This is a genomic window from Ralstonia sp. Ralssp135 (assembly GCF_047304345.1).
Classification (GTDB): Bacteria; Pseudomonadota; Gammaproteobacteria; order Burkholderiales; family Burkholderiaceae; genus Ralstonia; species Ralstonia chuxiongensis.
The window spans coordinates 21,500-34,783 of record NZ_JBGLYZ010000021.1 but is presented as its reverse complement, the minus strand read 5'-3'; the positions used below and the strand labels follow the sequence as shown (position 1 = coordinate 34,783).

Sequence of the window (13,284 nt, the reverse complement as noted above, 5' to 3'; positions counted from 1 at the left end):
CGAGTGGAAATTCAGATCGCCTCGAAATCTACGGGTTGCCTGGGCACATATTTGCCGTTCAGCGCGGCAAAGTAAGCTTTGATCTCGATCCCCTGCAGGTCAAACGCGTGCTTCAGGTCATGAATCTTGTTGACGACAAGGTCGAGCGTTCGCCTGTCCTCGATCCGAATCAGATCCAGGTTGGATGCGAGGAGCTCTGCATGGCCCATGTCGACATCAATCTTTTGATGCTCGAAATAGGGATCGAGAGCGTGAGCGCCAATTCCGTAGTGCTCATGCAACTTGGCTTTGAAATTCTCGATCTCCGCTTCGGAAAATCCCTGCGCCTCGATGACTGCGGCAACCAACAGTGCGGCCGCTGGCATCAACTCGAACAACTCGCGCATGAGAAAACCGATGAGGCGCGTGGATAACAATGGAATGCTCGACTCGACCTCCGGCACCGAGATCCCCACATTCACAAGCGATCTCAAAACGAATCCTTCATGCCCTTTCTCTTGTTCTGCATACGTCATGAGAACGTCTTTTAACGCTCCCGTCGCGTGTCGCGCACCATGTTCAATCGCGAAAGGGAAATCCCGAACGTAGTGATACATTTCGAGCAACCAGCCGATCAAGACCGATTTTTGTAGCTGACCTGCCGAAAATTCATTTCCGATATAGGAAATCTGCAACTCCGCACTCCAGATGCGACATGCCCTCGTCAGAACATCTCGCACATGCTCTTGAGGGAGTTTTTCGTCCAGATCCGAGTTGGTGTAGATGATGCCTGCCGGCTCCAGTGAGCCCAAAAGCGCATTGACATCGGCGACCGAAAACCCGCTCTTTTCGGCAATACTGTCGATGGAGTGCCATCCGGTGCAATAACTTCGCATTCGCAGAAACTGCAAAGCCCTTTCGGTAGGCACCTCATAAGTCGCCCTGCTGGTAATGAGCATGGCGGTTTCCCGCTGCGGGTCGATATGCCAAACATTTTCACGGAGCTTGGGGTACATATTGAAATCATCTCCCGCAGAAAAGAGCGCCCCGTGCATGTACCGGGCCGATTATCCCGGCACGTGCATGGGGCTGCCACTTGACAGTCGATCGTCACCACAATCCTGATGCTTGTCGCCCCGATGGCTCATTGCGATGTCGCGCAACATGCCTTGTGACACTACCCACAGACAAAGATGACGGTGGAGCCGGTATGCGCGACGATTGCGCCGGGCTTCAGCTCAAAGCTCAGGCCGCTCGTATGTTGAACGCCGGTGATTACCTTCAGTGGAACCTGCGCGTCTTGATATCCGTTTTCGAGCACAGGGGTCAGGTTCGCCTCGTCAGCGGCGCCGTGAACGGCGATCCGGCTTGTTCCTTCAGTTGATTTTTCTGGCATGGTAATTTCCCTTAAGGATTAAGCATGCAGATTAATGATAGAAGCAGCGGAAAATAAAAGCCCGCAGCTGGAAGGCGTGGAAATGTGTGTCAGAGCGTCACATTAACCGCACACAAATATGACGGTGGAGTTTGGGTGCGCAACGATTGCACCGGGCTTCAACTCGAAGCTCAGGCTGCTGGTTGTTTGGGTCCCGGTAACAACTTTCAAAGGTGCCCGCCCCTCAACAGCATCTCCAATGGCCTTAATCAACAGCTTCCCTTCCTCGGTGCTATGACCGGTCTCCTCAAGGCGTGTATCAGTCATGGTTTCACTCCTTTTTCAGATAGATTAAATCGTTTATAACGCTATCCATACATAGCTGTCCGACCGAACCCTAGTCATTCAAAGTCTATGCACGGCTGACTATATATGACGACGATCCGCCATGACATGTTTATTTCGGATTACCGTAAATAGCTGGAAGTTCATCATCCAAATACTTTGTGTTGCATAAAAACTTAAATCAGATATCCATTTCATTAAACATAGTCAATGGTTTGCGGAAGGCCTCAATCACATTTATGTCGGTAATTTGATTTAAAATTTTCAACCTCAATTTAAATTTATTCACTTGCTTTGGTGGAGTCCGCGATTTTCTGGGCGACATCGGCTCAATGCGAGACTTCTTGCCGTGGCCTTTTGGCAGAATGGCTCGGGGATTCGCAACTGACCACACGGGGTTCGCCTGTGTCTGTATCTGCACTCCGACGACGTGAGGCGGGCGCGTCAAAGCTGCGGCGTTGGGTGACCCGCTAAGACCGGCATGACAGAAGCTTGCGGTAGCGCGAACCAAAGCACAGGAATTTCCGGCGTTTCGGGGCAGGCGCCTTTGGGTTACAGCATTGGCTAGTCGAGCGCGGCGCGGTTGCACGCGAGGCTCAAGTCGGTCGCGCTCAGGGCGAGTGCGGATGGTCAGGCGAGCAGACGTGGACGCGGCAGAAGTGGCGTTTGCGACTTTTCACGCAGGCGTGGCAGTCGCAGCCTCATATTGCCCCAGGCGCTCTGGAGCCTCAGCACGACGGAGAGTGATCCGCCGCGCCGAGAACGATGCAACTCAGGCCAGGCGGAACGCTGCGATGGCGGCGTTCAAGGCTTGGGCCTGCTCCTCCAGCGATTCAGCCGCTGCGGCAGCCTGCTCCACCAGCGCTGCGTTCTGCTGCGTGGCTTCGTCCATCAGCGTGACGGCCTTGTTGACCTGTTCGATGCCGGAGCTTTGCTCGTTCGAGGCGGCGGCAATTTCGCCCATGATGTCGGTCACGCGGCGGATGGACGACACGATGTCTTCCATCGTGCTGCCTGCACGTTCGGCCAACGCGCTGCCTGTCTCGACCTTTGAGAGCGACGCCTCGATCATTTCCTTGATTTCCTTCGCGGCCGCGGCGCTGCGCTGTGCGAGGTTGCGCACCTCACCGGCCACCACCGCAAAGCCACGGCCTTGTTCCCCAGCACGGGCGGCCTCGACGGCGGCATTGAGCGCAAGAATGTTGGTCTGGAATGCAATGCCGTCAATCACGCCGATGATTTCCGACACCGTGCGCGACGACGCGCTGATCTCGCGCATGGTCGCCACCACGTCGGTCACCACGGCACCGCCCTGGCTCGCGACTTCCGATGCGCTGTCGGCCAGTTGGCTGGCCTGGCGGGCGTTGTCGGCGTTCTGACGCACGATGGAGGTCATCTCTTCCATGCTGGAAGCGGTTTCTTCCAGCGAGCTGGCCTGCTCTTCCGTGCGTTGCGACAGGTCTGCATTGCCCGCGGCAATCTGCTTGGTGGCGGCGCCGATGGATTCGGAGCCCGTGCGCACGCGGCGCACGGTATCGGTCAGCGCGGTCTGCATGCGGGCCAGGCCTTCGAGCAGACGGCCCATTTCGTCGTGACGGTCGATGCGCACACGTTCGGTGAGGTCTCCCGCAGCAATGCGGTCGAACTGCGCCAGCGCGGCGTTCAGCGGCCCCACAATCGCGCGCAGCAACGACCAGGCGCACCACAGCGCCACCACCAGGGCGACGAGGATGGCCGCCGTCACGATCACGCGAAAACGCGCGTAGGCCTCCTGAGATTCGTCGTAGTTGGCCTTGGAAAAGCCGAGCTGCTTCTTGCTCAATGCCAGGCTTTTGTCGTTGGAATCGCGGAAAGCGTTGGACACGCGCTTTTCCATGATGCCATCGGCCGTCGCACGGTCATCCGCGCGCAGCGCCTTGATGATGTCGCGCAGGCTGCCTGCCGCGGCTTCACGCGTGGTGGCGACCTCCTTGGCCAGGCGGTCCTCTTCTTCGCTGCGGGGCAGCGTCAGGTATTTCTTCCACGCTTCATCCGAGCGCGCGATCAGCTCTTCGGTACGATCGAGCAACTTCATCGCGCCCTTGTCGTTCGGATACAGCATGGCCTTGTCGAGGGCCGTGCGTGCGCGCGTAAGGCTCAAATCGGATTCGCCGAGCGCGAGCGCAGACGGAAACTGATTGGTGAAGGTTTCCTCGTGCGCATGGTTGGCGGCGCGCAGGCCGAGCAGGCCTGCCACGCCAATCAGCAAGGCAAGCAGAAACAGAATCGAAACCGAAAGCACCAGGCGGGTGCGGATGGTCAGGCGAGCAGACATGGGCGCGGCAAGAGTGGCGTGCGCGGCTCTTCACGCGGGCGCGACCATCGCGCCGGGCGGCCGGCTACCTCAGCACTATCGGCCGCGCCCCCTTTAACTTAAGGGCGAAGAGGCGAATGCATCACTAAAGCCCGCCCTTCCCGTCATTGATAGTCGAGCCGCAGCGAGATCGCGCCCTTTACCGTACCGGGGGTGACTGCGGCGTCGGTCTGGATATACGACGCCTGCATCGGAATCATGTATGAACCGCCAGTCGCCTTATCGTAATCGTCCACCTTGAGCGACGTCCCGAATTTGGCCGCGAGCCCGTCACGGCCGGTAAGGCGAATCTTCACGCCCTTTGCGGTTGAATCGGTGGCAAGCGGCAGTACGCCGGGCGTATCCACCACACCGCCCATCGGCTGGAGCGTGTATCCGACCCGGTTGTACCCCTTCGGGCAATTGTTGATCTTGATCTGAAAGTCGCGCACTCCGGCTGTTGAACCGATACCGTCCAATCTCCGTCCGACGGTGGGCGGCAGTTCTACCGCCTGACTTGGCACCGAACATGTTCCTTCGATTCTGGTCAGTGTGGCGTCATTGATGAGAAATTGGGCAGTAAGAAGACCGTTATTGGGTTTCGACATTGCTCTCATGTAGAGCGTGAAGTGAATTTTGCGGCTCGTTGTGCTGGTAGTGACGTCGCCGTCGTTTCTGAACAACTGCACTTCCATGGGGCTGGAAAATTTGATCGAGGAGCTCGAACTCGTAAATACTTCTTGAGGCTTTCCATTAACAAGAACACGCATGCTCAAGCCTATTAAATTTGTGCCAACCTCAGATCCAGTCAGTATCTCGCGCCCCCCGGTGCTGAGCATGTGGAAACTATACAATTCGCAATGGGCCTCACCACAGAGTTGCGTAGGCGTATAAGAGCGCCTCGCCACAACCGTTCCTTCGGCCATGCCACCTGGGAGCGCATATGAGCCGGAAAATGCGACAAGATCCTGGTGAGCCTCGGCGCGCTGCATCACGGCCAAACCTAAAATTGCAAACGCCGTGGTTCTCAACATTTGCGTGCGGCGTTGACTCAATCGTTTCACAATCGTCAATCTCCAAAACATAATTTCGTTCTGATGGTTTGGTTTTATGCGCAACTATTTTTGTGCCAACCTTGATAGAAATTCAATGTGCATCTCGGTGATTGCGCAATGCTTTTCCGGAGTCTTCCGCTCTGTCGGGTGGATACCACGCCCCACATTAAATGCGCCTGCCATCGTCATGCACGGCCAAGGTGGGACTCTGAATGTTCTGGAATGCCACGAAAATAGGAAAATTCCTATAAGAACAGAAACTGGGTCAAGGCCCAATTTGGCTTGAAAATCGAGAATTGCTCGGCTGACATCTGTCGTGCGGCGGCAAGGCGAGCACGGCGTCGAGCGCGTAGGAGCATGCGCTGATCGCCCGGGTCGGCACGCCGGGAACGGGGTTCCGACGCCGTTATTGCTTTGCAGCGACAACGGCCCGGTCCTTACCAGCTCTGATTACACCGCCCTAGTACGGCTTTTTGCATCACTGCGGCGCGCCTTTCTCGGGCAATCGGATCACAGATAGTCCAGCCGCAGAGAGATCGCGCCCTTTACCGTACCGGGTGTGACCGTTGCTTCGGTCTGGATATACGAGACCTGCATCGGGATCATGTATGAGCCGCCGGTCGCCTTGTCGTAATCGTCTAGCTTGAGCGACGTGCCAAATTTGGCCGCAGTACCGTTACGGTTGGCAAGGCGAATCTTCACACCCTTTGCGGTTGAATCGGTGCCAAGCGGCAGTACGCCCGGCGCATCCGCCACACCACCCATCGGCTGGAGCGTGTATCCGACCCGGTTGTACCCCTTCGGGCAATTGTTGATCTTGATCTGAAAGTCGCGCACGCCGGCTGTTGAACCGACACCGCCCAATTTCCGCCCGATGGTGGGCGGCAGTTCTACCGTCTGACTTGGCACCGAACACGTCCCTTCGATTTTCGTCAGGGAACCTTTATTGATGGAAAAATAGTTTTCGATTCTGGTGGCGCCTGTCATCGTGTATGTGAAGAACCAGAAACGAATTTGATCTTGCGTCGTGCTGCTGGCTATATCGCTAGACGAGTCTCTGATCAACTGCAATTCAACTGGCGTGGAAAATGCGACGTATGGGTCCGACAAATCCATTCGTTTTTGAGCCTTTCCGTTGACAATCACCTGCATACTCAACCCCTTCAATTCGAGAGGAGATGTCGGCCCGTCTGCTCCATAGGGGAAGGGGGCGAAGGTCATCAATCTGCACTTGGCCTCGCCACAAAGCTGTGTAGGCGTATAGAAGCGCCTCGCCACAACCGTCCCCTTGGGAAGGCCGCTTGGCAGCGAAAGTGTGGCCGGAAAAGGATAGAATTCTCTAGCCGAGGCGCCCTGTGCCGCGATCAGACACAGAACGGCGAACACTGTGCTTCCAATCATTGGCACGGCGCATTTAATAAATTCTTTAACAATCACCAGTCAATCTCCAAAACCAATTTAAGATTTTCACCAAGACGGCTTGATTTTATTTTCAGATATTTTTCACGCCAATCTTGAATAAAGTTCGCAACGCACATCGGTGATTGCAGGACAGTTCACTAGCACCTTGCATACGGCAGATTCTGTGCTCCACATTGAATGCGCCAGCTATCGCCACACACCACCAGGGTGGGATTCTGATTGTTCGGAAATGTCAGACACATAGGATGACTCCCAAAAACGACCGAAAGCTGCACCAACGGCCCGAGTCGACTTGAAAATCGAAATCTGCGCGCGTGCGTGTGTCACGCTGGCATGCAACTCGTCACGCCAAACGGAAGATGTGATCTGGAAGCGGTAAGCCGGCGCGGGGCAGCCGGAGGGGATCGGTGTTACTCAACGAGCGACACCGCGACGCGTGTGGGCAGGATGCCGACACACAATGCTCGGCCGAGCCGCATGCGAATGTGCGGCGGCTGGCCGTTATGGAAATGGCGAGTGGGACGCCAACCAACGTCAGCGATAGGGACAAGGCGACAAGCCTGAACCTGCCGCCGTCACATCACCCGTCGTACGAATACGCGCGCCGATGCCGCACCGCCTCGGCGAGTATGTCGAGCACGGGCTCAGTCTGCGTCCAGCTCAGGCAAGCATCGGTGATCGACACGCCGTACTTGAGCGGTACACCCGGTTTCAGGTCTTGGCGGCCGGCTTCGAGGTTGCTTTCCACCATCACGCCGACGATCCGGCGCTCGCCCTGCGACAGTTGCCGCGCGAGATCCTGCGCGACGTCGATCTGCCGTTCATGCGATTTGTTCGAATTCGCGTGCGAGCAGTCGACCATCACCTGTTCGCGCAACTTCGCCGCGCGCAGCGCCGCGCAGGTCGCCTCGATGTGCGCGCTGTCGTAGTTCGGCCCGCTCTTGCCGCCGCGCAGGATCACGTGCGCGTCGTCGTTGCCGCGTGTCTCGAAAATCGCGGCCATGCCCATCTTGGTCATCCCCATGAACGCATGGCTAGCGCGCGCCGCGATGATCGCGTCTGACGCAACCTGCACGCCGCCGTCGGTGCCGTTCTTGAAGCCGATCGGGCAGCTCAGGCCCGACGCGAGCTGTCGATGGCTCTGGCTTTCTGTCGTGCGCGCGCCGATCGCGCCCCACGCGATGAGGTCGGCGATGTATTGCGGGCTCAGCAGGTCGAGGAATTCCGTCGCGGCGGGCAGACCGAGCGCGTTCACGTCGAGCAGGAGTTGCCGCGCAGCGCGCAGCCCTTCATTGATACGGAAGCTGCCGTCCAGGCGCGGGTCGTTGATGTAACCCTTCCAACCGACCGTCGTGCGCGGCTTCTCAAAGTAGACGCGCATCACGATCAGCAGGTCGTCCTTCAGTGCATCGCCCGCGGTCTTGAGGCGGCGCGCGTAATCGAGCGCCTGGTCGTGGTCGTGGATCGAGCACGGGCCGACGACGAGCAGCAGCCGATCGTCGCGGCCGTGCAGGATGTTGCTGATGGCCCGGCGGGTGTCTTCGACGAGCGTCTGCGTATCGGCAGGCACGGGCAGCTCGTCCAGCAGCAGCGCAGGGGAAATAAGCGGACGCACCGCGCCGATGCGGGTGTCGTCGATGCGCGTCGTGTCTTGCGTCGCGTCGGCGACGCCCACCTCGCGATCATGTGAGGGGTTGTCGAGGTTTTTCATTGCAATCTCAGAGGGATTTCAAATAGTAGTCACGGGCCTGACGTCAACGGCGCGCCATCGCGCACTTACACCGCGCATTTAAGCGGACTTGCCACCGCGCGCCTGCCGATAATCTTCAGCAAACTCAGCCCATTGCTTGAGCGACACGTCTTTGCCATGCGCCGCCAGCTTCAACGCCGATTTGCGCCACGCCGTGCCGGCCGCGTAGTCCTGCACCTTTTCGACGAGATCGGTGCCGTGTCGGCCACAGCCGCGCAAATGACACCACGCTGCTACGCGCGCCATGGTCTGCAGCGCGTCGTCTAGGTTGGCGACCACGTTCTTGCCCGAGCCGAGCGCGACGCGGTCGGCGGTCGGTTGCAGGCTTTTGACGACGTACGATTTCGGCTTTTCGCCCTTGGCGCCGTAGACGACGCCGCGCAGCAGTGCCGGCGAAATGGCCTGCGACAGGCGCTGGATATCGACCACGCGCCCGGCCTCGCTACGCCAAGGAGCAACGCTACAGGCGTCGCCCAGCACATCGTCCCAGACACTTGGGATAGAGAGCTTGATGTCGATCAGGCGCAGCGTGGTGGGGTCGTTTTCGGGGCGAGCGAGCACGGAATAGCGCTCAAGGCCCAGACTGCCTGTGCCGGCAATCCGCCGCGCGACGTCGATGGCAATGAAACGCTGGCCGTTGCCCTGCTGGCCATACGCCTCGAGGATGCGCCGTGCGCGGCGGGCCTCTTCCTTGCTTGCCCGTAAAGTGCGCCGGCCGTCGATGCGCAGGGTGACTTGGTTGCCGTTGCGCTCGGTGCGGTCAGCCAGGTACGCCGCCCGGTTACGCTTGCGCAGGCCCCGCAGCAGATTGCGCACGATGCCAGTGGCGGTGGCCCGCTCGACCCAGCGCGGCTTGCCGTCAACCAGCGCGGCCGCATACGTGTCGAGAAAGCGCCGGCACAGGTTGTGAGCGTCTTCATCGGCCAGCTTCCAGCTAAAGGACGCCACCTGCAGGCTCGACAGCACGCGCACCAGGTCGACCGTGAACGGCGCCGCCAGCGCTTCGTCAAAGTCGTTCATGTCGAAGTAGACGAGGCCGTTGTCGCCCTTGAAGCTGCCGAAGTTTTCAAGGTGCAGGTCCCCGCAGATCAGCGTGCGGGGCGCGTCGTGCAGCAGCGCAGCATCGGCCAGCGACGCGGCATACAGGTTGTTGGTGCCGCGAAAGAATGAAAACGGGTCGGCGGCGATGGCATCCAGCTTGCGGGTGAGTCTTTCGGGATCACGCCCGGCGTTGTATTCAAGCAGGATGCGGGTGCTGTCATGCATGGTCACGGCCTCGTTAAAGTGCTTGGAGTGGAGTGCAATGCCCTCAAAAATCGAAGATTACGCGTTGATTGGCGATTGCGAAACCGCGGCACTGGTTTCGCGCGACGGGTCCATCGATTGGCTGTGCTGGCCGCGGTTCGATTCAGGCGCTTGTTTTGCCGCGCTCCTTGGCACGCCGGACCACGGACGATGGCGCATCGCGCCGCACGGCGAGGTCCGTGCCACGAGCCGGCGCTATCTGCCTGGCACGCTCGTGCTGGAGACCGTATTCGAGACCGAGACGGGTTCCGCCAGCGTGACCGACCTGATGACCGCCCGTCTGCCGGGCACCGCCGGCGCCCGGGACGACACCTCGGACCTCATCCGTATCGTGCGGGGGCTCTCCGGCACCGTCGACATGCGCATGGACCTCACGCTGCGGTTCGATTACGGCGCGTCGATACCGTGGGTCAGCCGCGTGTCCGAAGTCACGGGGGCGCCGGCTGACGGGCCGTGCGACATGGCCGATTGCGTGCTCCGGGCCGTGGCCGGCCCCAATATGACGACGCTGCGCACCCCCGCCCCGATCCGTGGCGAGAACCTCTCCACCGTCGCGGATTTCACCGTACGCGAAGGTGAAGCGGTGCCATTTGTGCTCACGCATTCGCCCTCGCATTTGCCATTACCGGCATCGATTGATGCGCTTGAAGCCCAGGTCGACATCGAGGCGCGCTGGCGTGCGTGGTCCGGCCGCTGCCACGGTGCAGGCCCATGGACAGAAGCCGTCGAGCGCTCGCTCATCACGCTCAAGGCACTGACCTATCACCGCACCGGCGGCGTCGTGGCCGCGCCCACAACGTCGCTACCTGAGCAGCTCGGCGGCGTGCGTAACTGGGATTACCGCTACTGCTGGCTGCGCGACGCCACCCTCACGCTGCTCGCGCTCATGAACGCGGGCTACTACAACGAGGCACGCTCCTGGCGACAATGGCTCGAACGCGCAATCGCCGGCAGCCCGGCACAGGTGCAGATCATGTATGGCATTGCCGGCGAACGGCGCTTGGGCGAGTGGACCGTCCCCTGGCTGCCCGGCTACGAAGGCGCGCAACCCGTGCGCGTGGGCAATGCGGCCGCGATGCAGCTCCAGCTCGACGTGTACGGCGAACTGATGGACGCCCTCTTTATCGCCCGTAAAGGTGGCCTGGATGGCGATGAAGCCTCGTGGCGCCTGCAGGTGGCGCTGATGACGCACCTCGAAAGCGTCTGGCAGACGCCCGACGAAGGCATCTGGGAGGTCCGTGGCCCCTCGCGCCATTTCACGCATTCCAAGGTCATGGCATGGGTGGCGTTCGACCGCGCCGTCAAAACCATCGAGCAATTCAACGTGGATGGCCCCGTAGAGCGCTGGCGCGCGGTGCGCGATCGCATCCACGCGGAGGTTTGTGCTCGCGGCTACAACGCCACGCGCGGCTGCTTCGTGCAGAGTTACGGTGGCGACGAGCTGGACGCCGCGCTCCTGATGCTGCCGCTCGTCGGCTTTCTGCCGGCGTCCGACCCACGCATTCAGGGCACGGTCAAAGCCATCGAAGAAGACTTGCTCGTGGATGGCCTCGTGCGCCGCTACCGCACCGAAGCCGTGACCGATGGCCTGCCCCAGGGCGAAGGCGTATTTCTCGCCTGCAGCTTCTGGTATGTCGACAACCTCGTCCTGCAAGGCCGCCAGAACGAGGCTCGCGCGCTCTTCACCAAGCTGCTGGCTTTGCGCAATGACGTCGGCCTGCTCGCCGAAGAATACGACCCGCGCGTGAAACGGCTGGTTGGCAACTTCCCGCAAGCGTTTTCGCATATCGCGCTCGTGAATTCAGCATTGGCGCTATCTGCCGCGGCCGATCACGTCAGCCAGCGCACGGGCGACGCAGCTCGCCGCGCAGCTGACGACCAGCCGAAGCCGGTAAAATAGCGGCCATGACCGAATCGACCGCATTCAGCCCCATGCCAGACGACGCAACCAGTGCTTCCGACAGCACCCTGCTGGGCCGCCCAGACAGTCCCTGCATCGGCATCTGTTCGACGCTCTTTGACGAGGTCTGCCAAGGCTGCGGGCGCACGCAGCTTGAGGTCAGCAACTGGGTGTTCATGACGGACGAAGAACGCAACACGGTCTGGACGCGCATCCTTGCCGAAGGCACGGCGCAGGGCTACAACCCCGATGGCAGCCGCAAGTAGGCACCGCGCTTCAGATGCAAAAAACCCGGCCGAAGCCGGGTTTTTCATTGGTGCGGCACGCCCAGCCGATCAGGCCGTTTTCGCAGGATTGAGCTGCATCGCCTTGTACTCCAGGAACTCCTCCAGCCCGTACTTGCCGTTCTCGCGCCCGTGGCCGGACTGCTTGTAGCCGCCAAACGGCGCCTGCATGTTGAACGGCCCGCCGTTGATGTTGACCTGCCCCGTGCGGATGCGCCGCGCCACGCGAATCGCCCGCGCCTCGTCGCCCGACCACACACCGCCGCCCAGACCGTAGATGCTGTCGTTGGCAATGCGGATGGCCTCTTCCTCGTCGTCGTAGCAGATCACCGTGAGCACGGGGCCGAAGATTTCCTCGCGCGCCACGGTGTCAGTCGTCTTGACGTTGCCGAGCACCGTCGGCTTGACGAAGAAACCGGTGGACAGGCCTTCCGGCGTGTCGGCTCCACCGGTAATGAGTTCGGCGCCCTCTTCCAGGCCCTTGCGGATATAGCCCAGCACGCGATCGCGCTGCACGGCAGAAATGAGCGGCCCGAGGCGCGTGTTTTCCAGCGCCGGATCGCCCGGCACGTACGCGGCGGCAAACTGCGCGGCCAGCGCCTTCACCTCTTCATACTTCGCGCGCGGCACCAGCATGCGCGTGTGCGCCGAGCACGTTTGCCCCGAATTCAGGAAACACGCCGACAACGTGCCCTTGACCGCCGATGCCAGGTCCGCATCATCCAGGATCACCGATGCCGACTTGCCGCCCAACTCCAGCGCCACGCGCTTGACCGACTGCGATGCCAGTTCCGCCACGCGCTTGCCCGCACGCGTCGAGCCCGTGAACGACACCATATCGACATCCGGGTCGCTTGCGAGCACCTCACCCACCACGGGGCCATAGCCGGTGACAAGGTTGAACACGCCCGGCGGCAGACCCGCTTCTTCAATGACTTCCGCCAGTACGAAGGCGTTGAGCGGCGCCACTTCCGATGGCTTGAGCACCACCGTGCAGCCAGCGGCCAGCGCGGGCGCAACCTTCAGCGTGATCTGGTTGAGCGGGTAGTTCCATGGCGTGATGGCGCCCACCACACCCACGGGCTCGCGCACCACCAGCGAGTTGCCAACGTGTTCTTCAAACTCGAACGTGCTGAGCAGCTTGGCGAAATTGCCCCAGTTATAGACTGGGCCGCCCACCTGGATGGCACGCGCCAGCTTGATCGGCATGCCGACTTCGCCGGCAATCAACTGCGCCAGCTCTTCGCTGCGGGCCTGCAGGCCGTCGGCAATCTTCTGGATGTATTCGGCGCGCTTGGCAACGGGCGTGGCAGCCCAGTCATCAAATGCGGCGCGGGCCGCTGCCACGGCGGCTTCCGCATCGGCCGCGCTGCCTTCGGGAATGGTTCCCATGACGGCTTCGGTAGCCGAATGAATCACTTCAATGACGCCCTTGCCCTGCGGCGCCACCCACTTGCCATTGATGAAAAGCTTGTCGCGTTGCTGCATCGTTGGTCGTCTCGCTCTGGTGGATGCGCGATTTGCGCGTTGTGCTATC

11 protein-coding genes are annotated in these 13,284 nt (G+C 60.5%); 2 read left to right on the top strand and 9 right to left on the bottom strand.

The annotated features are described in order from the left end of the window. Nucleotides 1-11 precede the first annotated feature (11 nt). The 8 genes from ACCD03_RS15460 to ACCD03_RS15425 all read right to left on the bottom strand — a co-directional run bounded on the left by ACCD03_RS15460 (nt 12) and on the right by ACCD03_RS15425 (nt 9,524). Complete coding sequence (locus ACCD03_RS15460; RefSeq protein ID WP_413412198.1) at nt 12-995, bottom strand: hypothetical protein; 984 nt, start codon at nt 993-995, stop codon at nt 12-14. 161 nt (nt 996-1,156) lie between these two features. Further along, nucleotides 1,157-1,375 (bottom strand): hypothetical protein, encoded by a 219-nt coding sequence (locus tag ACCD03_RS15455; RefSeq protein ID WP_413412197.1) that lies wholly within the window; start codon nt 1,373-1,375, stop codon nt 1,157-1,159. 102 nt (nt 1,376-1,477) lie between these two features. Beyond that, on the bottom strand, nt 1,478-1,681 hold the full coding sequence (locus ACCD03_RS15450; protein WP_413412196.1) for a hypothetical protein: 204 nt from the start codon (nt 1,679-1,681) through the stop codon (nt 1,478-1,480). A 790-nt stretch (nt 1,682-2,471) separates the two neighbouring features. Continuing rightward, nucleotides 2,472-4,013, bottom strand: coding sequence for a methyl-accepting chemotaxis protein (locus ACCD03_RS15445; protein WP_045206382.1), 1,542 nt, complete (start codon nt 4,011-4,013; stop codon nt 2,472-2,474). Between the two features lie 143 nt (nt 4,014-4,156). After that, nucleotides 4,157-5,095, bottom strand: a complete 939-nt coding sequence (locus tag ACCD03_RS15440; protein ID WP_325649978.1) for a fimbrial protein — start codon at nt 5,093-5,095, stop codon at nt 4,157-4,159. A 501-nt stretch (nt 5,096-5,596) separates the two neighbouring features. Continuing rightward, nucleotides 5,597-6,523, bottom strand: a complete 927-nt coding sequence (locus ACCD03_RS15435; protein WP_325649779.1) for a fimbrial protein — start codon at nt 6,521-6,523, stop codon at nt 5,597-5,599. Between the two features lie 565 nt (nt 6,524-7,088). After that, a complete protein-coding gene (locus ACCD03_RS15430) occupies nt 7,089-8,219 on the bottom strand; it encodes a 3-deoxy-7-phosphoheptulonate synthase (protein WP_325649777.1) in 1,131 nt (376 codons plus the stop codon). A gap of 78 nt (nt 8,220-8,297) precedes the next feature. Continuing rightward, on the bottom strand, nt 8,298-9,524 hold the full coding sequence (locus tag ACCD03_RS15425) for a DUF2252 family protein (protein ID WP_413412195.1): 1,227 nt from the start codon (nt 9,522-9,524) through the stop codon (nt 8,298-8,300). A 37-nt stretch (nt 9,525-9,561) separates the two neighbouring features. Here ACCD03_RS15425 and ACCD03_RS15420 point away from each other — a divergent pair, with 37 nt between their 5' ends. Together ACCD03_RS15420 and ACCD03_RS15415 are read left to right on the top strand one after the other, a co-directional pair. Continuing rightward, nucleotides 9,562-11,463, top strand: a complete 1,902-nt coding sequence (locus ACCD03_RS15420; RefSeq protein ID WP_413412194.1) for a glycoside hydrolase family 15 protein — start codon at nt 9,562-9,564, stop codon at nt 11,461-11,463. 5 nt (nt 11,464-11,468) lie between these two features. Continuing rightward, nucleotides 11,469-11,729, top strand: a complete 261-nt coding sequence (locus tag ACCD03_RS15415) for a DUF1289 domain-containing protein (RefSeq protein WP_024975718.1) — start codon at nt 11,469-11,471, stop codon at nt 11,727-11,729. A gap of 69 nt (nt 11,730-11,798) precedes the next feature. On the opposite strand, the gene ACCD03_RS15410 is transcribed toward ACCD03_RS15415, so the two are convergent. Continuing rightward, nucleotides 11,799-13,235 carry an aldehyde dehydrogenase family protein gene (locus tag ACCD03_RS15410; RefSeq protein ID WP_413412193.1) on the bottom strand — a complete coding sequence of 479 codons (1,437 nt, stop codon included), beginning with the start codon at nt 13,233-13,235 and terminating at the stop codon, nt 11,799-11,801. Nucleotides 13,236-13,284 lie beyond the last annotated feature (49 nt).